The sequence below is a fragment of the Pseudomonas sp. NPDC090201 genome, assembly GCF_044746825.1.
In the GTDB taxonomy this organism is placed as follows: Bacteria; Pseudomonadota; Gammaproteobacteria; order Pseudomonadales; family Pseudomonadaceae; genus Aquipseudomonas; species Aquipseudomonas putida_AD.
Genome location: NZ_JBIVCX010000001.1, coordinates 1,165,285 through 1,185,760, shown reverse-complemented (window position 1 = coordinate 1,185,760; position 20,476 = coordinate 1,165,285). Strand labels below are relative to the sequence as shown.

The following is a 20,476-nucleotide window of genomic DNA, read 5'->3' as shown; positions in this document are numbered from 1 at the left end:
CTCAGCCGGAGAAAGTGCCTTGCAGGCGCTCGGCACGAAACTCCAGGGTCTGCGCGCGATAGCCGTTGCGCAGCGGCGGCAGCGGGAGGCAATCCTGCCACTGGCTGCCGGGCAGCAGTTCACCCGGGCCACGGTAGCGTGGGGCGGTGTAGGTGTCGTCGGCCAGGTTCACGGTGTCGCCGGCTGCGTAGGCGGCGACTTTCCAGCGCAGTTCCTGCAGGGGGACGTCGTTGCCGTTATCGATCAGCACCAGCAGGGGGCGGCCGACCGGGCATTGTTGCGGCGCGTAGCTGATGCGCAACTGCAAACGCTCCAGACGCTGGGCGTCGCGTTTGTCCTGCCAGACCACGATACCGGCCACGATGGCCAGGCAGACCGCTGCCGCCAGGGAAACCGGCAACGCCTTGGCCGGGTAGCGCAGCAGCAGGACCAGCCAGGTGAGGATCAGTACGGCGCCGATGATCATGTGTTCGGTCTCGCGAATGCAGATAGAAGCATCCTACCGAAAGGTGGGCCGGGTATCGAGGGGCCGTGCTGCTACGGGAGGGTGGGGCAAAAAAAAGCCCCGGCCCACCTTCTGCGGATGGGGATACGCAGGAGGCGGGCTGGGGCGTTGCAAAGGGTGTTACAAGAACATCAACGCGCGATGGTCTGGGTTCTCACACCTGCTTCGATGCCAGGGGTGGAACGGCCGTAAACGTCTTCGAAACGCTCGATGTCGTCTTCGCCCAGGTAGCTGCCGGACTGCACTTCGATGATTTCCAGCGGGATCTTGCCCGGGTTGCGCAGGCGGTGAACCGAGGCGATCGGGATGTAGGTCGACTGGTTTTCAGTCAGCAGGAACACGTTTTCATCGCAGGTGACCTGCGCGGTGCCCGATACGACGATCCAGTGTTCGGCACGGTGGTGGTGCATCTGCAGGGACAGGCTGGCGCCCGGCTTGACCGAGATGCGCTTGACCTGGAAGCGGCCGCCCATGTCCACCGAGTCGTACGAGCCCCACGGGCGGTAGACTTCCAGGTGGTTCTGGGTTTCGCTGCGGCCCTGCTCGTTGAGGGTGTTGACCATCTGCTTGACGCCCTGAACCTTGTCCTTGTGGGCGATCATCATGGCGTCCTTGGTCTCGACCACCACGATGTTGTCCAGGCCGATCACGGTGACCAGTTTGCCGTTGCCCTGAATCATGCAGTTGCGGCTGTCCTGGATGACCACGTCGCCTTTGGTGACGTTGCCGTTATCGTCTTTGTCATGCACTTCCCACAGCGACGACCAGCAGCCGACATCGCTCCAGCCCGCATCGAGCGGCACCACGCAGGCGCGCTGGGTTTTTTCCATGACTGCGTAGTCGATGGAGTTGTCCGGGCAGCAGGCGAAACTGGCCTGGTCCAGCTCGATGTTGTCACCGTCATGCTTGCTGCGCTCAAGGGTCAGCAGGCAGTTGTCGTAGATGTCCGGATCGTGCTTTTTCAGCTCTTCGAGGTAGCGGCTGGCGCGGAACAGGAACATGCCGCTGTTCCAGTAGTAACCGCCGGCCTCGACGAATTCCTGGGCGCGTTTTTCGTCGGGCTTCTCGACGAATTGTGCGACGCGGCTAACGCCTTCTGGCAGCAGGGCGTCGGCGGTGGACTTGATGTAGCCGTAGCCGGTTTCAGGCTTGGTGGCCGGGATGCCGAACAGCACCATTTCGCCACGCTCGGCGGCAACGGTGGCCAGGGCCAGTGCGCGTTGCAGGGATTTCTGGTCATCGATGACGTGGTCGGCCGGCAGTACCAGCATCAACTCGTCACGGCCTTCGTTGGCCAGCATCATCGCGGTGATCGCCACGGCAGGGGCGGTGTTGCGGCCGAACGGCTCCATGATGATCGCCTGGGTGTCCAGGCCCAGGCCGTCGAGCTGCTCGCCGACGATGAAGCGGTGGTCCTTGTTGCACACCACGACCGGGTGCTGCATGCCTTCGAACTGCAGACGCTCGAGGGTCTGCTGGAAGAGCGTGTGTTCGCCGGTCAGTGCCAGGAACTGTTTCGGAAACTGTTTACGCGAAAGAGGCCAGAGTCGGGAACCGCTGCCACCTGACAAGATCACTGGAATCATTTTGTTTCTCCAAAATTTCGATAGCGTTTGTTTGGGCTATACGTCGGTTATGTCTGTCGTTTCGGGTTTTTCTTATTTGGGTATTGCCGTCATTTGTTGCGATTCCTGTGGGAGCGGGCTCGCCCGCGAAGAGGCCGGGGCGTACGACGCATCTCTTGCGGCTGTACCGCCGCCTTCGCGAGCAAGCTCGCTCCCACAGGAATTAATTGCTTTGGCTTACTGCGTCGAAGTCGGGCGCTTGACCCAGACTGGCGACAGGTTGCTGCCGTTGCCGGTGACGTACAGCACTGCCGCTTCACCGCGCTCCAGCGCCACTGGCTTCAGGTCGCTGACTTTCTTGTCGCCGTCGAACAGCGCGAAGCTGACCTTGACCGGGTTGATTTCACGCTCGCCGGTGCCCTTGGCTTTGACCGAATCGACCACGGCGGTCTTGCCGTCGGCGGTTTTCAGGGTCAGGGGCTTGTCGCTCAGGTTCTGCACGCGCACCAGGGACTTCTGCTTGTTCTTGAACGGCGGCTCTTCAACCAGTTGCGGTGCGCCGGAGGTGTTGTTGACGATGGTGTAGTAGTGATCGCTCGCCAGTTTCACCGGCAGGGTGTTGCTGCCGATCTTGGCGCTGTAGTCGCCCTGAGGCATGAAGCTGAAATCACTGCTGGCCAGCGGGCCGATTTCGTTGAGGCTGGTGTTGCCCACGCTTGCGCTGATTTCGGCGTTGCTGGCGTTGTAGACACGCACGAAGGTCGAGCCTTTCGGTGCGGTCGGGCCGTACAGGGCAGCGTCGCCACCGGCAAAGGCGGAGAGGGAGACGAAGCCCAGGCTTGCGGCCAGGACGCAGGTTTTCAGAAGACCCGATTTAGTCGAACGGGTAGGCATGGTCTGCATAGTCATGTGAGGATTCCTCTCAGTTTTGCGCCCGGTTGGGCGATTCGGAGTTATCGGCGTTTTGAGCCAGATTTTGTTGTGGGTCACGAGCCTTCTTGAGTTCGGCGATCCACTGCGGATCGAACTCGGTCAGGTCGTTGTGAGCGGGCAGGTAGCGCTCCGGGAATTCCCAGATGAGCACCTGCGGCGGGCTGCTCTTGAAGGCGTCGGTCTGCAGATACTTGAGCATCGGCAGGATCGGGCCATGGCCGTCTTCGGCGTAATTCACCACGTCGCTGTGCAGAGCTTGTTTCAGGGCGCCAGCGAAGTTCCAGTTGGGGTTGGCGCTGTAGCTGGTGCCGACCAGGCCGACTGCCACCGAGTTGTCGGCGAACAACGCATCGCCACCGTCACCCTCGGATTGCGCCGGGTTGGTGCTGCGCTGTTGCAGATCGTCCGGCTTGGGCAGCAGGTTGCTGAACAGCGGATCGAGCGGCAGGAAGTTGGTCAGGTCGCCCTTGTACGGCGCGCTGGACTTGGCTTCGGTGACGAAGGTCTGTGGGTCGCCACTGAGCGGAGCTTGCTTGGAGATCGCCTCGCCCAGTTGTTGTGCCACGACTTCGGCGCCCATCGGCGTCCAGTGGGTATCAGTGCGCAGGAACACCTGGCCCTTGTCCTTGGCGTTTTGCAGCGGCGCAAGTAGGTCAGGGGCGAAGATGCCGGCCTGATTCACCTGGGCGTGGAATTGCTGGTACAGGTCGGTGTGCAGCGCGGACGGCTTGGTGTCGCCAACGTGTTCCGGGTACAGACGGGTCTTGGCCGGAACGATGGCCAGCACCAGTTGCGTGCCGTGGGCCTTGAGGGTGTCGCGCACGCCCTGGATGAGTGCCAAGTTGTCCGCTTCGTTCTGCTCGCCGTTGGCCACCGCGTCGAACTCCTCGTCGGTGTACAGCCACTGGTCCTTGCCCAGGATCACGCCCGGGCGGCCTTCGTTGAAGACCTTGTAGTCCAGCGCGGCCCAGAGGTTGGTGCCCAGGCGCTTGATCGGGAACTCGTCGTCGTAGTGGGTTTCCACGGCCTTGGTCCAGTGACCATTGAGCACCGTGGTTTCCTTGGACGTCGAGAAGCCGACGAAGCTGCGCAGCGACCACAGGCCCAGCGCCAGCAGGATGGCCAGGAACAGGAAGATGTAGAGGAAGCGTAATGAACGGGTCATGTCAGGTTCCTCAGAACTGGAAGTACAGGAACGGCGAGAAGCTGGCCGCCGAGAGTTTGAGAATCGAGGCCACGAACATCAGCAGGATCAGGGCGCGCATGGCGTAGCGCGACCAGTCGGCGGTCCAGTAGGCAGGCTGCACCTGTGCATCGGTACCGACGATGTAGCCCGGCTGATGAATGCTGCCCGGCTTGTCACCCGGTACGGCCTTGATCAAGCCAGGCACTGCCGAAGCAGGGCCGTCGGTTTGAGCCGGCGTGTCACCTTTAGGTTTCTCCGGTGCACGATTGCGGTAGAAATCGCGCAGGCCGAAGAACGCCAGGGTGATGTAGGCCACGATCAGGGTCGCAACCTGCAGGCCGGTGAGGCTGGCGCGGTTGAGGTCTGACAGCTGCCATTCGCTGAAGCTGAACATTGCGCCGTACATGCGGGCAGCAACGTGCAGGTTCTCGGCGCGGAAGATCACCCAGCCCATCACCACCAGCAGGAAGGTGAAGGCCCAGCGCACCACGTTGAAGGTCTTGGGCGCGGTGTTGATGCCCAGCGCTTTTTCAATCGCCAGCCACACACCGTGCCAGGCACCCCAGACGATGTAGGTGATGTTGGCGCCGTGCCACAGGCCGCCCAGCAGCATGGTCAGGAACAGGTTGCGGTAGGTCGCGACCTTGCCGCCGCGGTTGCCGCCCAGGGTGATGTACAGGTAGTCACGCAGCCAGGTGGAGAGGCTGATGTGCCAGCGACGCCAGAACTCGGTGATCGACTGGCTGACGTAAGGCTGCTTGAAGTTTTCCATGAAGCGGAAACCCATCATCAGGCCCAGGCCGATGGCCATGTCGCTGTAACCGGAGAAGTCGAAATACAGCTGCGCGGTGTAGGCCAGTGCGCCAAGCCAGGCATCGCCCGTGGTCGGGTTCTGCAGGGCGAAGCAGTGGTCGGCCACCACCGCCAGCGTGTCGGCGATGAAGACTTTCTTGATGAAACCCTGCATGAACCGCGTGCAGCCTTCGCTGAACTTGTCCAGCGTGTGGGTGCGGTTGTTGAACTGGTCCACCAGGTCGCGGAAGCGCAGTACCGGACCTGCAATGAGGTGCGGGAAGATCGCCACGAACGCCGCGAAGTCGATCAGGTTGCGGGTCGCCGGCGTATCGCCACGGTAGACGTCGATGATGTAGCTGATGGACTCGAAGATGTAGAACGAGATACCGATCGGCAACAGCACGTGGGTCAGGATGAACGGCTCAAGACCGAACGAGGTCATGATCGCGTTGAGGCTGTCCACGCCGAAGTTGGCGTACTTGAAGTAGCCCAGGATGCACAGGTCGACCGCCACACCCAGCAGCAGCCAACGCTGTGCGGGTTTGGTCCGGACCCCGGCGGCGCCTACGCGCAGGCCGATCCAGTAGTTCCACAGTGTCACGGCTGCGAACAGTGCCAGGAAGTCCACTCGCCACCACGCGTAGAACACGTAGCTGGCCACCAGCAGCAACAGGTTGCGGTAGCGGTTTCCGCTCACGTAGTACAAGCCGAGGAACACCGGCAAGAACAGGAACAGGAACACGTTGGATGAGAAAACCATCCTTATCTCTCCAGTTGTCCAACATCAAGGGCCAAAGCCCCCCCAAACCCCCCATGAAAAATCGGAGGGGTGAAACAAACATCTCATTGCCAACGCCGTCCCTGTAGGAGCGCGCTTGCCCGCGATGAGGCCGGTACATCCGACGTCAATGTGTCGCGTGGCAGGTCGCAATCGCGGGCAAGCGCGCTCCTACAGGTGTGAGTCGTGTTTCTACGAACCGCCTTTCTCGCCTTTCTCGTGAGAAGGGTCATAGGTGCGGGTCATGTCGCCGCCCAGGCGGAAGTTCTTGAACGGCTGCATCTTGTGCTTGCGCTCGAGCACGTCAGGGCCGCAGTCGTAGAGCGAGCAGTAGGGTTCCAGCCAGGCGAATTTCATGTCGGTCTTCAGATCCGTCATGTCTTGCTGCTGGCCGTCGCGCGCCTGGAATTCGCTGCCCGAGTTCTGCACGCCTGCCAGCACCCGGTCACCCAGGCGCTTGAGTGCGCCGTTGTTTTCAGGACGCAGATCGACACCGTTGGCCTGGGCGAAACTGGCGATCATCGCCAGCGGCGGCAGGGCGTAGTTGTGGTACGCCAGGGCGCGCTGCTTGCGCTTGAGCTCGTTAGGCAAGAAGCCCTGCGGGTCGACCTGGTTGGCCGCGACCTTGAACTCCTTCACCGACCAGTCGAACAGGTCGCGGCGGTTGGTCGCCACGGCGGTGGACATCACCGACCAGGCAGCCCAGTAGGAGTGGTTGTTGATCTTGTCCAGCGGCAGGTTGCTCCAGTCGCTGACCACCTGATCGGCCAGCTTGCTGAACCAGGCTTCGATCACCTGCGCGTCCTGGCCACGGGTGGCCAGCGGGTGCGAATCGGAGAACTTCAGGCGCAGGTAGGACGAGGACATGCTGCCCAGCGCCCATTTGCGCATCGACTTGCCGGTGTGGTTGAAGTCCTTGGATTCCAATGCATCGGCTTTTGCCCAGGTGGTGAGCATGCCCAGCGCGCAATCCAGTTGCTCGGGACGACCGTCGCGCATGTACTGCATCACCACCTTGCTAGTGTTGCGCTCCATGGTGGTGATGTCTTTGGTGGTGTCACGGAAGGCTTTTTCCGAGGCCACGTTCAGCGTCGCGCGGGCCTTGTCCGAACCCTCGTACTTGCTGCGAAACTGCAGCGAGCCGGTGTAGGGCTGGGGCGTGGCGTCACAGGAGAACTTGTTCTCGCCGGTCTTGAATTTCTCGACACCCTCGTAATAGCCCTGGGGCGGTACGAGGGTCGAGGCGGCACTGGCGCTGGTGGCGAACGTCGATGCAGACAGCACCGCCAGTGACAGAAGGGTTGGGAGCATCAGTTTTGGAGTGTGCATATGAGCCTCATAACCCGGCTTGCGCGGTTTGATGCGCGACATTCGGGAACACGTTGCGTTTGCATACTTTCGCTTCGACTTCCTGCGGTGCAGTGCCTGCTTCAGGGCCCTGCACTTCCAGTGCGAGCAATTGCTGGTCAGCCCAGTCCTTGTCGTCGCGCAGTTCGAAGGAGAAGCGCCCGTCGGTTTCGGATGTTTCAGGTTTTTCGATCTTCAGGTCTTCGTGGCGGCCGTTCATGTACCAGAGGCGCGCCTGAAGGGTTTTCACCGAGGTGTCGGCGAACTTGATGTCGATCTGGTTGCTGCCGTTGCGCACATCCTTGATGCCGTTTTTGCCGTTGACCAACAGCTCGTTGGTGCCTGGCTTGAGGGTGGTCTTGGTGCTCATCAGCGCCGGTTTGCCTTCGCAGCCGTTGTCCAGCAGCGACATCATCTGGCGATAGATGGTCTCCTGGTCCAGGCGGTAGAGCGGCGAGAATTCCCAGATGAGAATCTTCGGCGGATGCTGCTGGAAGTCGTCGCTGCCCAGGTACTGCAGCATCGAACCTTCAAGGCCGCCGCCGGGGAAGGCGACGTTCAGCACGTCGGCGCCGATGTACTCCTGCAGGAAGCCTGCGAAGTTGTAGTTCTTGCCACTGTGACTGGTACCGACCAGGGTGATTTCCGGGTTGCCGGAATCGCCGAACAGGTCGCCGTCGCCCGCTTCGCCTTTAGGTTCGGTCTCGAACTGATCCATGTACTGGATGGCGTAGCTGGTGCCGCACAATTGACCGGCCATGTTGTGCAGAGTGCCCTTCTTGCCCATGCGACCTGACAGGTGGGTCTCGAATTCGCGCTTGGGAATGTCCTTGAAGGCCGCCATCTTGTGCACCGAGTCGGCCACGATCTTCGCGGTGCGCTGGGCGCCGTACGGGGTCCAGTGCTGGTCGCCGCGGAAGTAGAAATCGTGGGCCTGCTGCTCGTTGGTCAGAGGCGAAAGGTCAGGCACGGTGTAGCCCATCTTCGCGAAGCGGCCGAGCATGGCCTGGTAGTTGCGCAGGGCCGTGTTGTAGTCGAACTTGTCGCGCTCGGCCGGGAACAGCTTGTTGCGATCGACCAGGCCGCGGGTCGGCTGATAGACCACCACCAGTTCCACACCCTTGCTCTTGAACGCATCGTGCAGCTCTTGCATGCGACGGTAGCCTTCGGGGGTGGTGTCGAACTCGGTGCGCAAGTCCTCGCGAGTACGGAACAGCCAGTCGCCCTGGGCCTGTACCAGCGTGGTGAAGTTCTGCTGGTAGCGGCTGACGTAGTTCTTCTCGTCATGGGCTTCGGGGCAGAGGCTACAGCAAGGCTCGGCGGTGAAGTTCGGCGTCGCGGCGTCGGCGGCGTAGGCTGCGTTGCTTGCTGCAAACAGGGCCGCGGTGAGGCCGGAAAGGCTGAGCAGTTTGATCAAATGTGCGTGCATAGAAATATCTTCCTCAGTCCCGGAGTTGTTTCTGGCTTTCAACCGGGTCGATCAACACGGCTTTCTGTTGGCGCACCAGCAGGTCGAGGATCTCGTCCTGGCGCTCGCCCAGTACACCGTTGAAGCTGATCCCGCTGCTCTTGGTCGGTGCCAGCATCGACACCTTGTACAGCTCGACACTCAGTGGCGAGTCGATGGACAGCGGGCCCGAACCGTTGGAGGTCAGTTCGCCGCCGACCATGATCAGCGACACTTCGGCGTCGAACGGGTCGAGCTTGATGTCGCGGTCGGTGTCGGAGAGGTCCTTGATGTGGCCGTAGACGCCCATCAGGCCATTGCCCACCGCCAGGTTCTCGTACAGCTTGATGTTGGTGCTGTTGCGAACGCGGATGCCGTGGCGCTTGTTGGCGAACACACGGTTGCCCCACAGCAGGTTGTCGGCACTTTCATACAAGGTGATGCCGTCGGTGTGGTTGCGGTAGATCTCGTTGTAGGCCACCAGGTTGTTGACGCTGTTACGGTCCAGGACGACGCCGGAGAGGTGGTTCTCGAAGCTCTTGTTGTTGATGATGAAGCTGTCGTTCACCTCACGGGAGATGATGATCCCGTGCTTCTTCCTGGTCCCGTAGACGGTGTTCTCGGCGATGATCAGGCCGTGGGAACGGTCGTGCGGGTCGATGCCGTAGACGATGTTGTCGCGGTAGGTGTTGCCCTTGACTACGAAGTCCCGGGTTTCATAGCAGTAGTAGCCGTACCACATGTCCGAGAACTCGGAGTTGACGATCCAGCCGGTCGGATCCGGGCGGTTCATCTGCGCCTTCATGTTCGGCGTGTACTGGGAAATACTCAGCCCGTACGACTTGCTGTTGTTGTACCCCAGGCTCGCCACCTTGGTGTTGAACATGTAGGTCTGGCTGCCGCCCCAGGACAGCAGGAACGGACGAAATTCCTTCGGCGTCTTGTACAGCGACGGGCCGTTGGTTTTCTCGCTCCAGCCGGTGAGCCGGGTGTCGGCCATGAACAGCTGGTTGTCATTGACCAGAAACGCACCGGCTTCCTGGGACAGGCGCAATTCGCGTGTGGTCTTGTCGACTTCCAGGATGCCTTTCTTGCCGACCACGATCGGCAGACGCGCCAGATACACGCCCGGCGAGGTTTCGCTCAGGTACTGTTTGGGCACCTTTTTGGCGAGTTCCTGCAGGTTCATGTAGCCGTCATCGACGAAGATCGCCTGCGGGATGCCGTGCTGACGCGCAACCCATTCGGCCATCTTGTTGTCGCCGCCGATGAATTCCTTCAGCGCGTCTTCCTGCATCATGCGGCGGATCGAAACCTTGCCCGCCTTGCTGCGCACGATCTTCTTCTGCATCGCCTGCTGGGTGTAGCCCGACAGGTCCGGCAGCTTGGGCTTGTCCATCATCAGCGGCTCAACGGGTGGGCTGGTGATGGTGTAGGTCTTGGCCTGATGCAGGCCCTTGACGACGTCCTCGCCAGCCGCCGGTTGCGCGGCCGCAGCGGGCGCCGCCGGAGCGGTGTTGGCCATGGCCCAGGGGCTGGCCAGCAGCAGGGCGCTGCTGAGCAACGCGCTTTCCAGCAGCGCGTGGGGCCAGGCCCTGTGGCGCAAAGTGTTGGTGTGGTCAGTCATGCCATTGCACTCCTATCGCGGTTCGCATCAGAAGCGCCAGATGACGTCGACGATGGCGCGGTGCATGTAGGTGTCCACACCGCTGCCGTACGCATCGCCGGGTTTGAACACGCCTGCGCGCAGGCGAATCAGCGCCGAAGGCTCGTCGAAGGACTGGCTCACCGAAGCGGGCAGCAGGCCCTGCTTGAAGTACTTGGTGACCACCAGGTCCATCTCCTGACCCAGGTCCTTGTTGCCGTCTTCCATCGGCAGCGAGGTGAAGGTGGAGACGCCATCGGCATCCACGCTTTCGCTGGCCGGGTTGACGCCCGCGCCACCGATGCCGGCGTGGCCGTCCACACGGCGGAACTTGTGGTAGATCAGCGAGGCGTCGTAGTCCTCCTGCATCTGCCAGGAGGCGAACAGCGAGCCGGATTCCACGTTGGCCATTTCGCCCTGGAAGGCTTCACCGAAGCGATGCACGCGCGAGCGGGTACCGGTCCAGTTCGAGCGGTTGCTCTCCAGCCCGTTCTGCTCGTAATTCTTGCTGGCACGCGAATAGGCGCCGCCTACTTGCCATTGCGGATCGAGACGGAACCGCAGGCCCAGGTCAGTGGCCCAGCCGCTGACGTGGCTGCTGTCTTTCTGGCCGGCCAGGAACTGGTCGGTGGTCGCGTCGTAGGCCGAGCCGATCTGATCGCGGTTACCGGTCAGCCAGGTGAGGCTGCCCCAGTAGTTCACGGTGTTCAGGTTGCGGTAGTTGTAGGCATCGCTGTTGGCCTGAAGACCGAGCCAGGTCAGGTCGCCACGGGTGGTCTTGTCCAGATCGTCGATGGCCTCGCCCTGATGTTTCAGGCTGCCGCCGTCGTGGCTGTGGTGCGCGCGGATGCCGGCCCACTGGCCTGGCGTCCACTGGTATTCCACATCGCCAAAGACGTGCTGGCGATCCTTGTCCTGGGCCGACAGTTCGGTGAGGTCGGTGCGGTATTCGCTGAAGCGCTGGGCGGCGCCGACTTCGGCCTTGAGCAAGGTGGTGTCGAAGGTCCAGTTCAGCGCTTCGATGTTGGTGTCGTGCCACTGGCCGTCGTCGTTGCGCAGGCGCTGGCGACCGAGTTTCAGAATCTCGCCGGGGTAGGGCGTGAAGCCGCTGTAGCCGATCCAGAATTCACGCAGGGCCGCGTAGCTGTCATCCACTTCACGGCTGCTGGAGGTCTTGCGTACGCGCTGGGTGGTCTGGCCGTTGGCGTCGGTGGCCTGCTGGTCCAGCGGGTCGGTCTGGATGGTGTCAGTGGCGGTCACCACTTGGCCCATCGCGTAGCCGCTCCAGTTGCCCCATTCGCCATACATCCACGGGCGCAGGTCCAGGCCGACACCGTTGACGTCGCCACCGCCACGGGTGCCCAGGTCACGGTCGTCTTCCATCTGGCCGGTGGCTTTGACTTCGATGCCGAAGTTCTGGCTGTCAGTCAGGGCAGCGAGGGTAGGCGTGGCCCAGATCAGGGTGAAACCCAGACCCAGTCCGGCCGCCATCAGAGGGTTCAACTTAAGCTTCATAGGGGTGCGTCCTCGCCGTCTTTTTCTTCTTGCAGGGCCTGCATGGCCAGGGCGTTCTGCGCCGTGGTGCCACGCACCTGCTGTTCGCGTTGCAGCAGGCTCTGGGCCTGGGCGCGTTTCTCGGGCGGCAGTTGGTCATTGAGTTGCTGGGCAAGGTCCGCTGCCTGCGGAGTGCCCTGGGCCTGTGCGAGCTGGCCGAAGACCCAGGCGTTGACCGGATCGGGCTTGATGCCCTTGCCCTGGGAGAACAACTGCGCCAGGGCGTAGTCGGCGCTGTTCTGGCCACCGCGTGCGGAGGTCAGCAGTTCGTTCACCGCTTTCTGCGGATCGGGGTTGCCCAGGTAGCCACGGCGGTACAACTGGCCCAGGTAGTAGTGCGCGGAAATCTGCGTCGGGGCGGCCTTGAGCAAGTGCTCCTCGGCTTTCTTCGCGTCCGGCAGCACCAGCTTGCCTTCGTAGTAGACCTTGCCGAGCAACAGTTCGGCGCGGGGCTGGTCAGCGGCACGGCCGTTGTCCAGGTACTCCATCATCTTGTTGACGTCACCCAGTTCGGGATAGTCGTAGAGCAACTGCGCCAGGCTCACCCAGGACGCCGGGTAGCCAGGCGCGACTTTCTCCAGCAACTGCTGGGCGGTCTTCTCGTCGGGCTTGCCGAGGGTCGAATCGGCCAGCACACGGGCGACGGTGTCGACACGCATGGCCGGCACGCTGCCGGTGGCATAGCCGCTTTCCATCTGCTTGAGCAGCTCGGCCTGTTTGTCGGCTTCGCCGCGCTTCTGATAGACGGTGGCCAGCTCCATGTAGCAGACGTCGTTGGTGCGCAGCGCCTGTTTGCAGATGCTTTCGACTTCACCCAGATGCTGGTCGTAGGTGCCTTGGGTGCGATACAGCAGCACCTGGGCCAGGCCCGCTTCCGGGTAACCCTGGGCGCGCCAGTCGTTGATCTTCTGCTGTGCATTCACGTTGGGGAACGTGTGCGGGTATTGCAGGTAAAGCATCGCCAGTGGAATCAGCGTGCCGGCTTCGCCATTGGCGAACGCCTTCTGCAACAGGCCCTCGGCTTCGCGTTGCTCGGCCTCGGTGGAGTTGGGCTTGACCGCCAGCAGCTTGCCCAGGCGCGATTGCGCCCGTGGCGAGGTCTGGGCGGCGGCGCGGTAGGTCGCCTCGGCCTGCTTGATGAGTTCCGGGTCGCGGGTGCCGACCTGGATATCGGCCAGGCCAACCTGTGCGTCGCTGTAACCCATGTCAGCCAGCTGGCGATAGTTCTGTTCGGCCAGCGTGGTGTCGCCGCGCTTGAGGGCTTCGTTGGCCAGGCGCTGGTCGGGCAGATTGATACCGCACCCGCCCAGTCCCAAGGCGATGGCCAAGCCCAGCAACGCCGGGGCGGATACGCTTCGTAGAGGGCCAGTCATGTTCAGAGACCTGCAGCAGTGGCTTTGTCGATCAGCCAGTTCAGGGAAGGGCCGCGATCGCTGACCACTTCCACCGGACGACCGGCCAGGTTGCTGTTGATCGACTCGTCAGGCTTGATCTGCACGCGGATATCGGACGACAGGTCAGCCGGGCTCAGGGCGGTGGAGCTGACGATGTGGCCGCTGTGGGTGGCGTCTTCGCCGGCGATCTGGAAGTTCACGCGGGCACCGGGCTGCACTTCGGCGAACTGGCGATAGGTGAAGCGTGCATCGACGTTGGCGGCGACGTTGCGCGGCACCAGCTGGAAGATCACCTGGCCTTTGCTGGCGTACTGACCGTCAGCCACCAGTTGCTTGGCGACGATGCAATCACACGGGCTGGTCATGGTGCCGGCCAGTTGGCGGCCGAACAGCTCTTCGATCTTGGCCGGCTGCATTTCGTCCGGGTCCAGGTTGCCCTTGAGCATGTCCAGCATGCTGGTGTTGAAGGTCGCCAGTGGCGCGCCTTTGGCAACTTCACCGTTCGGGCCGATCAGGCTGGTCACGGTGCCTTCGCGAGGCATGGTCACGTCCATGCTCGGCACGCTGACAAGGCCCGAAGTGGAGTGGCTGACGAAGTACATGCCGTACACCGACTTGGCAACGAAACCGAAGGCCACCAGGCCAACCACGAAGATACCGGCGCTGAAGGTGACCGCACGCAGGCGACCGAAGGCGCTCATGCCACCGCCGTTGTCCTTGACCTTGCGCGCCTTGGTGAAGTTGTCGCGCTGCAGGGTGGCGAGCACTTCGCCCATGCTGACGATTTCACCGGACAGGTGCGAGGTGATGAGGTGGCGCAGGGTGGCGATGTCCTGGGCTTCCAGGTGCTGGAACTGGCAACCGACGCGGCCGCTGGCAGGATCGAACGCACGTACTTGCAGTTCGACGTCCATTGCCAGGCCCAGGTTGTCGATCAGGAACTGCATGCGGCCCTTGATGACTTCGCCCACGACGGGCTTCACGCCGGCCGGGGTGATGTAGCTCAGGCCACCTGCGGACAGGTCTTCGATCCGCACCAGCGGTGCGTTCGGCTGGCCATTGAGCAGGCGCAGCTTGGCGGGAATCTTGATCCGGGCATGCTGGCGCTGGGCTTCGGATTCATGGACGACGTTTGCATTGACGGCGGTATTCATGGCTTTTGTTCCTGATTAATCGAGTTGATCCATTGGCGCGGTCTAGAGACCCGGTCAAACCATTGTCAGCAGCACGGCAACGAAGATGCTGCCAGCCGAGAAAGTCATGGTTCGAGACGACCAGGTGTTGAACCAACCCTGGAAGCTGGCCATGTCGCGGCTCAGTTTGGTGTCCTGGCGAGTCCAGGACTGACGATCGAGGCGGAAGAAGACGTAGATCTTCATCAGTGCGCCGACGATCTGGTTGTAATAGAGAATCGCTGGGTACGCGGGGCCGATGGAGTGGCCGGAGCAGGACAGCAGCAGCGTCAGAATCAGACGCGTGATGCCGATCCACAGCAGGTACACCAGCAGGAAGGCGACGCCGTATTTGAAGGCTGCGAGCATGGCCACGGTCAGGCCCAGGATCGAGGTCCACATCGACACGCGCTGGTCGAACAGCACGATGCTGGTGAACACACCCAGGCGACGCACGCCCAGCCCCAGGGCGCGGGAGTTCTGGCGCAAATTGTTGCCGTACCAGCGGTACATCAGCTTGCGGCTGGCCTTGACGAAGCTCTTCTCCGGCGGGTGCTCGACGGTGTTGATCGCCGCATCCGGTACGTAGAAAGTGTCGTAGCCCAGGCGCATCAGGCTGAACCAGCTGGACTTGTCGTCGCCGGTCAGGAACTTGAAGCGGCCAAGACGCCAGTGTTCGAGCTGGTCGTTCTCGACGTCGGCGATGAAGTCCGGGTCGGTGACCACGGTGGCGCGGAACACCGACATGCGGCCGGTCATGGTCAGCACGCGCTTGGACAGGGCCATCGAGCACATGTTGATGTGGCGCTGGGCGAAGCGCAGCTTGTGCCATTCGCTCATGATGTAGCCGCCGCGCACTTCGCAGAATTCGTTGGTGGTCAGGCCGCCCACGTTGGGGAACAGCTGGAACCACGGCACGGTCTTGCGCACCACGCCTTCGGCCAGCACGGTGTCACCGTCGATCACGGCCGCCACGGCACGGTCATCGGGCATGTGGCGGGAGATCGCACGGAAGCCAAAGGCCAGGCCGTCGCGCTTGCCGGTACCGGCGATGCGCACGAAGTCCAGGGTCACGTGCTCGGGCGGGTTGGCCTTGGCCCACAGCGCCTTGATGAGCAGTTCGTCGGACATTTCCACCAGCGAGCAGACGATCGTGGTGGGGTAGCCGCAGGCAATCGCCTCGCGAATCACCGAGCTGTAGACCTGAGCGGTGGTCAGCGCGTCGATACGAAAGCTGGTGACCATCAGGAACACGTGGGATGGATCGGACGCCTTGCCCAGCTTGCGCACCTTGCGGCGCAGGTGCGGGTAGACGATGTAGAGAAAGATCATGCCGCGCACAAAGTGCGTTGCACCCATCGAGTAACGCCAGATACCGACGATACCGACGAGGAAAATAAAGTCCTTCGACTGCGAGTCGAACAGGGAGACCGGCAACGCCATGGCAATGGCGGCCAGCAAACTTAAATAAAACAGCCATCCGGCGGCCTGGAGAAAGCCGTGTTTGAGCCTTTGCATAGTTCGTATCCCGTGAAATCAGTTGCAAGCCGCGAGCTTCAAGCTGCGGGCCCATGGGAAACCCATGGACCTGCAACCTGGAGCTGGCTTTGAACTTGTCGCTTGAAGCTTGCCGCTTGCGGCTGGTTTACCAGCAGATACCTTCGGTGCGGCCGTTCTCGTCGGTGGTGCCTTTCATGAAGCCGACCAGATCGATGACGCGCTTGCCCGCTGGCGCGTTGTTGGCCAGTGCACGGAAGCGCTCGTCACGGTTGCCCAGGATGATCACGTCGGAGTTGTCGACCACCGCGTCAAAGTCCGAGTTGAGCAGGGACGAGACGTGAGGGATCTTGGACTCGATGTAGTCCTTGTTGGCGCCGTGAACACGGGCGTATTCGACGTTGGCGTCGTAGATGCTCAGGTCGAAACCCTTGCCGATCAGCATCTCGGCAAGTTCGACCAGCGGGCTTTCGCGCAGGTCGTCGGTGCCGGCCTTGAAGCTCAGGCCCAGCAGGGCAACCTTGCGGGTGTCGCTGGCGGCGACGATGTCGAACGCGTTCTGCACCTGGGACACGTTGCTGCGCATCAGCGAGTTGAGCAGCGGCGCTTCGATGTCCAGGGAGCTTGCGCGGTAGGTCAGGGCGCGAACGTCCTTGGGCAGGCACGAACCACCGAAGGCGAAGCCTGGGCGCATGTAGTACTGCGACAGGTTCAGGGCCTTGTCCTGGCAGACCACTTCCATCACTTCGCGACCGTCGACGCCGACCGCCTTGGCGATGTTGCCGATTTCGTTGGCGAAGGTGACCTTGGTCGCGTGCCAGACGTTGCAGGTGTACTTGATCATCTCGGCGACGGCGATGTCCTTGCGGATGATCGGTGCGTCGAGTTCTTCGTACAGCGACTGCAGCACGTCACCGGAGGCCTTGTCGAACTCGCCGATCACGGTCATCGGTGGGTGGTCGTAGTCCTTGATCGCGGTGCTCTCACGCAGGAACTCAGGGTTGACCGCAACGCCGAAATCGACGCCGGCCTTCTTGCCCGAGCAGTCTTCCAGGATCGGGATGACGACGTTGGCGACGGTACCCGGCAGCACGGTGCTGCGCACGACGATGGTGTGACGGGAGGTTTTTTCACGCAGGACGAAGCCGATTTCACGGCAGACGGACTCGATGAAATCCAGTTCCAGGTCGCCGTTCTTCTTGCTTGGCGTGCCCACGCAGATCATCGACAGGTCGGTGGCGCGAATCGCTTCGGAAAAATCGGTAGTGCCGCGCAGTTTGCCGGTCTTGATACCGTTCTGCAGAAGCTCGCCCAGGCCCGGTTCCACGATTGGAGACTTGCCCTGGTTGATCAGGTCGATCTTGGCGCTGGAGATATCCACACCGACAACATCATGACCGCGCGCAGAGAGGCAACCAGCACATACTGCACCGACATAGCCCAAACCAAAGATGCTGATATGCATCGTAATCTCCTCGATTTTTACGCCATTAGTTGGCTGGATATAAATACTGTCTAACTAATTTCGCGCACTCGTCCGCACGGCAAGTTAATGTCGTGGCACAAGCACAGGCAGAATTTAAACAGGGGCGACCTGATGTTCAGGAGGGCCCGAATTTTACCGGTTACAAGCGTCGGGTAGCCCATACATATGTATGCAGGTTCCCGATCTGGGATATGGCATAACACTCCAGCGGGTGGTGGCGATTCGCTGCCGCGCCTCTGGCTCAGGGCTTTTGGCCATGATTCAGTAACATCCTGCTCGTCAGTGACTGCTGGCACCCTTTCGGTGCTTGCTCATTAGTTCAACTAGCTTGGCGGGTCACTCCTTGCCCGTACCAATTGACCGGATGGTCTAACTACGTTGAAACCTAACTCCGTATTCCGTCCTGTCGTTATGTAAGAGATGTCTCACACGGTGGACGAGAATTGTTACGGGATGTAGGAGCGTGGGCCTTCCCCATAAGTTCCTGACCTTTCGTCCTCATTTTGAGATTTCTTGAAAACATTTTCATTTTCGGCGTAGTTGCACTCTGATGGCATTTTCCGTTTCGCCCTTAGTTATAAAGGGTTTACAGGGGGCTCATGTAAGTGTGCCATTAGTGAGAAAAACCAAAATGCCACCATCAAAAAATCGTGTTAATTTTTTGAGAAATAAGTGGGGAACCCGAAGGGTGACTGATTGTTGGCGCCAGAGGTCTGACGAAGTATGCCGTTCGTCTGCGCGAACGGGTGGCAAGGAACTAAGTTGAGGGCTTAGTTGATGGCTTTTTTATTCTGAAGCAACACTGAACCGTAGCAGCACGGCTTGCCGGCGGGAGCATTTTCAGAATCGCTCCCGCCGGCAAGCCGTGCTGCTACGGTGCGCGGGTTGGGCAAAAAAGGTGCGCTAACCCGCTAGCGGCGAAGGACACGCCGTCAGGCGTCTATTTCATCGCGCAGGAAGACCAGTTTGTCCGCCTTGGACAGTTCACTGGCGTAGCGATAGCCCTGAACGTCGAACTGCTTGAGGTGCTCGGGGTTGTCGATGCGTTCGTCGATCACGAAGCGGCTCATCATCCCGCGGGCCTTCTTGGCGTAGAAGCTGATGATCTTGTACTGGCCGTTTTTCTGGTCGCGGAACTCGGTGTCGATCACACGGGCCTTGAGGGCCGAGCGTTTGACCGCCGAGAAGTACTCGTTGGAGGCCAGGTTGAGAAGCACGTCGTCGCCCTGGTCGGCCAGCGCTTCGTTGAGCCATTCGCTGATGCGCTCGCCCCAGAACGCATACAGGTCCTTGCCCCGGGCGTTGGCCAGTTTGGTGCCCATCTCCAGGCGATAGGGCTGCATCAGGTCCAGCGGGCGCAACAGGCCATAGAGGCCGGACAGCATGCGCAGGTGCTGCTGGGCGTAGTCCAGGCTCGACTCGCTGAGGGTCTCGGCGGCAAGGCCGGTGTAGACGTCGCCCTTGAACGCCAGCAGTGCCTGCTTCGCGTTGGCAGGGGTGAACGCCGGGGTCCAGCTGCCGAAACGTGCGGCATTGAGCCCTGCCAGTTTGTCCGAGAGGTGCATCAGCTCGCTGATCTGGGCGGGCGTCAGCTCGCGCAGTTGGGTGATCAGTTCCTGGGAATGGTCCAGGTATTGCGGCTGGGTAAAGCGCTCGGTGGTCGGCGGGGTCTCGAAATCGAGGGTTTTTGCTGGGGAAATCACCATCAGCATGCGGTCGTCTCCTTTAATCGTGGGGGCGATTCTAGGGGTTGCACGCCGATGACTCCAGCTATGGTGATGATAGGCAGATCTTCTATCTGTGGGAGCGGGCTTGCCCGCGAAGGCGTCCGATCGGATATTGCGATGTTGTCTTGCCTGACGCTTTCGCGGGCAAGCCCGCTCCCACAGTGCGTGAACCACCTACAGGCCGGGGGGAACTTGCTATAGTGCCTCGCCGATTTGGGCCTCTTCATTCAAGGATTGGGAGCACGTCGTTTTGCGCATGCTGTTATTGATCGGTGCCTGTGTGCTGGCGCTCAACGCTCAGGCTGCGACCGGAGAAATCGCGACGCTGGATCGCAGCGTCTGGCCGGAGGCTCTGGAAACGCCGCAACTGTTCGATGTGGCGTCCCGCGCCCAGATCCTCAGTTTTGCCCATCAGTTGCTCGAGAGCGAAAACCTCAGCGATCTCCAGCTGGCCGATCGCCTGGGCCTGCGCCAGCTTAATATGCAGACGGTCAACGTGATCCGCACCCGCATGTGGACCCGCCTGTTCGATAACTGGAAGGCAGCGGAAAAGACCTGCGAAACAGACGCTTCCTTCTGCGTGCTGGTCGATGACGTGCCGATGCTGCGCCAGCGCGCCGCCGAGTACAAAGTCGCGGACGATTCCTTCTATGCCCGCTGGGCCGCGCCCGCCGATGCTTTCAGCCAGCGTTACCTGAACGAATTGCTGCGCATGGCCGCGTTGTTCCCGCAGACCAGTAGCGAAGTCGAGCGCTACAACTCCGACGAATTGAGCGGCGAGGAAATGCCCGACCGCACCTTCCTGCTCAATTTCGAGAGCGGTCCTACAGTGGCCGATGGCGCTACCGACTGGCTGGCCGATTTCATGCGCCAGCAGAAAATCAACGCGACCTTCTTCGTGCTCGGTAAAAACCTGCAGAATCGCCTCGAAGGTTCATCGCCAAAAGCGTTGCAGACCTTGTATCAGCGCCAGTGCGTGGGCTTGCAGGGTTGGGAGTACCGCTCTCACGCCCACTGGAACGACTGGCAGGATTCGATAGAACGCAGCGCCGCGCTGGTGCAGCAGACGCTGCCTGACAACTTCGTGCCGCTGTTTCGCCCACCTTACGGCCACCGTCGTGCCGACAGCGCGCCATTCTTTCGCGAGCAGCAGTTGCGCGTATCGCTGTGGAACATCGACTCACAGGATGCGACTGGCCGGCTGAATGCCGAGCAGGCGGCGAACCGGGTGCTGACACTGATGCTGCTCTGGCGTCGCGGCAACATCGTGTTTCATGACAGTACCGACAAGGCGCAACAGGCGGTGCCATGGCTGATGGCCAATACGGCCCAGGGCGGTGTTGTCTGGGAAGACTGTCATATTTATCCGCAGCAACTGTCGGATGAAAGCGATGAAGATGAGCCAGATGACGAGGATGCCGAGGCGCCCGCAGACGACTCGGCTG

The 20,476-nt window shown here is 61.4% G+C and carries 14 protein-coding genes and 1 pseudogene; 1 reads left to right on the top strand and 14 read right to left on the bottom strand.

Annotation, left to right across the window (positions count from 1 at the left end; all coding sequences use genetic code 11):
* Position 1 precedes the first annotated feature (1 nt).
* The 14 genes from ACIPOO_RS05420 to yaaA all read right to left on the bottom strand — a co-directional run bounded on the left by ACIPOO_RS05420 (position 2) and on the right by yaaA (position 19,016).
* A complete protein-coding gene (locus ACIPOO_RS05420; protein ID WP_400604906.1) occupies positions 2-466 on the bottom strand; it encodes a multidrug transporter in 465 nt (154 codons plus the stop codon).
* Positions 467-636: 170 nt separating this feature from the next.
* Positions 637-2,091 (bottom strand): mannose-1-phosphate guanylyltransferase/mannose-6-phosphate isomerase, encoded by a 1,455-nt coding sequence (locus ACIPOO_RS05415; protein WP_274135471.1) that lies wholly within the window; start codon positions 2,089-2,091, stop codon positions 637-639.
* Between the two features lie 216 nt (positions 2,092-2,307).
* A complete protein-coding gene (locus ACIPOO_RS05410; protein ID WP_274135472.1) occupies positions 2,308-2,979 on the bottom strand; it encodes an alginate O-acetyltransferase AlgF in 672 nt (223 codons plus the stop codon).
* Positions 2,980-2,992: 13 nt separating this feature from the next.
* Positions 2,993-4,168, bottom strand: a complete 1,176-nt coding sequence (locus ACIPOO_RS05405; RefSeq protein ID WP_400604904.1) for an alginate O-acetyltransferase — start codon at positions 4,166-4,168, stop codon at positions 2,993-2,995.
* 10 nt (positions 4,169-4,178) lie between these two features.
* Positions 4,179-5,744, bottom strand: a complete 1,566-nt coding sequence (locus ACIPOO_RS05400; protein WP_400604902.1) for an MBOAT family O-acyltransferase — start codon at positions 5,742-5,744, stop codon at positions 4,179-4,181.
* A 210-nt stretch (positions 5,745-5,954) separates the two neighbouring features.
* Positions 5,955-7,091: a mannuronate-specific alginate lyase gene (locus tag ACIPOO_RS05395; protein ID WP_274135475.1), complete on the bottom strand. Its 1,137-nt coding sequence runs from the start codon at positions 7,089-7,091 to the stop codon at positions 5,955-5,957.
* 7 nt (positions 7,092-7,098) lie between these two features.
* Positions 7,099-8,538 carry an alginate O-acetyltransferase gene (locus ACIPOO_RS05390; protein WP_400604899.1) on the bottom strand — a complete coding sequence of 480 codons (1,440 nt, stop codon included), beginning with the start codon at positions 8,536-8,538 and terminating at the stop codon, positions 7,099-7,101.
* Between the two features lie 13 nt (positions 8,539-8,551).
* Positions 8,552-10,183: a mannuronan 5-epimerase AlgG gene (gene algG / locus ACIPOO_RS05385; RefSeq protein WP_400604897.1), complete on the bottom strand. Its 1,632-nt coding sequence runs from the start codon at positions 10,181-10,183 to the stop codon at positions 8,552-8,554.
* 27 nt (positions 10,184-10,210) lie between these two features.
* Entirely contained in the window at positions 10,211-11,716 is a 1,506-nt protein-coding gene (locus ACIPOO_RS05380) for an alginate export family protein (RefSeq protein WP_274135478.1), read from the bottom strand.
* Complete coding sequence (algK, locus tag ACIPOO_RS05375) at positions 11,713-13,128, bottom strand: alginate biosynthesis TPR repeat lipoprotein AlgK (protein WP_274135479.1); 1,416 nt, start codon at positions 13,126-13,128, stop codon at positions 11,713-11,715. Before algK ends, ACIPOO_RS05380 begins: the two co-directional genes overlap by 4 nt.
* A 2-nt stretch (positions 13,129-13,130) precedes the next feature.
* Positions 13,131-14,303 carry a PilZ domain-containing protein gene (locus ACIPOO_RS05370; RefSeq protein WP_274135480.1) on the bottom strand — a complete coding sequence of 391 codons (1,173 nt, stop codon included), beginning with the start codon at positions 14,301-14,303 and terminating at the stop codon, positions 13,131-13,133.
* A 54-nt stretch (positions 14,304-14,357) separates the two neighbouring features.
* Positions 14,358-15,839, bottom strand: a complete 1,482-nt coding sequence (gene alg8, locus ACIPOO_RS05365; RefSeq protein WP_274135482.1) for a mannuronan synthase — start codon at positions 15,837-15,839, stop codon at positions 14,358-14,360.
* Between the two features lie 127 nt (positions 15,840-15,966).
* A complete protein-coding gene (locus ACIPOO_RS05360; protein WP_274135483.1) occupies positions 15,967-17,283 on the bottom strand; it encodes a nucleotide sugar dehydrogenase in 1,317 nt (438 codons plus the stop codon).
* A gap of 953 nt (positions 17,284-18,236) precedes the next feature.
* The gene (gene yaaA, locus ACIPOO_RS05355; RefSeq protein ID WP_274135106.1) at positions 18,237-19,016 is read right to left on the bottom strand and encodes a peroxide stress protein YaaA; all 780 of its coding nucleotides are present in this window, start codon (positions 19,014-19,016) and stop codon (positions 18,237-18,239) included.
* Positions 19,017-19,281: 265 nt separating this feature from the next.
* On the opposite strand from yaaA, the pseudogene ACIPOO_RS05350 reads away from it, so the two are divergent.
* Positions 19,282-20,445 (top strand): annotated as a pseudogene (locus ACIPOO_RS05350) (polysaccharide deacetylase family protein); the annotation flags it as partial.
* Positions 20,446-20,476: the final 31 nt, after the last annotated feature.

Bases quoted from the DNA above. Each gene is read 5' to 3' on its own strand.
- ACIPOO_RS05420 (WP_400604906.1), bottom strand. From the start codon at position 466: ATGATCATCGGCGCCGTACTGATCCTCACCTGGCTGGTCCTGCTGCTG.
- ACIPOO_RS05415 (WP_274135471.1), bottom strand. From the start codon at position 2,091: ATGATTCCAGTGATCTTGTCAGGTGGCAGCGGTTCCCGACTCTGGCCT.
- ACIPOO_RS05410 (WP_274135472.1), bottom strand. From the start codon at position 2,979: ATGACTATGCAGACCATGCCTACCCGTTCGACTAAATCGGGTCTTCTG.
- ACIPOO_RS05405 (WP_400604904.1), bottom strand. From the start codon at position 4,168: ATGACCCGTTCATTACGCTTCCTCTACATCTTCCTGTTCCTGGCCATC.
- ACIPOO_RS05400 (WP_400604902.1), bottom strand. From the start codon at position 5,744: ATGGTTTTCTCATCCAACGTGTTCCTGTTCCTGTTCTTGCCGGTGTTC.
- ACIPOO_RS05395 (WP_274135475.1), bottom strand. From the start codon at position 7,091: ATGCACACTCCAAAACTGATGCTCCCAACCCTTCTGTCACTGGCGGTG.
- ACIPOO_RS05390 (WP_400604899.1), bottom strand. From the start codon at position 8,538: ATGCACGCACATTTGATCAAACTGCTCAGCCTTTCCGGCCTCACCGCG.
- algG (WP_400604897.1), bottom strand. From the start codon at position 10,183: ATGACTGACCACACCAACACTTTGCGCCACAGGGCCTGGCCCCACGCG.
- ACIPOO_RS05380 (WP_274135478.1), bottom strand. From the start codon at position 11,716: ATGAAGCTTAAGTTGAACCCTCTGATGGCGGCCGGACTGGGTCTGGGT.
- algK (WP_274135479.1), bottom strand. From the start codon at position 13,128: ATGACTGGCCCTCTACGAAGCGTATCCGCCCCGGCGTTGCTGGGCTTG.
- ACIPOO_RS05370 (WP_274135480.1), bottom strand. From the start codon at position 14,303: ATGAATACCGCCGTCAATGCAAACGTCGTCCATGAATCCGAAGCCCAG.
- alg8 (WP_274135482.1), bottom strand. From the start codon at position 15,839: ATGCAAAGGCTCAAACACGGCTTTCTCCAGGCCGCCGGATGGCTGTTT.
- ACIPOO_RS05360 (WP_274135483.1), bottom strand. From the start codon at position 17,283: ATGCATATCAGCATCTTTGGTTTGGGCTATGTCGGTGCAGTATGTGCT.
- yaaA (WP_274135106.1), bottom strand. From the start codon at position 19,016: ATGCTGATGGTGATTTCCCCAGCAAAAACCCTCGATTTCGAGACCCCG.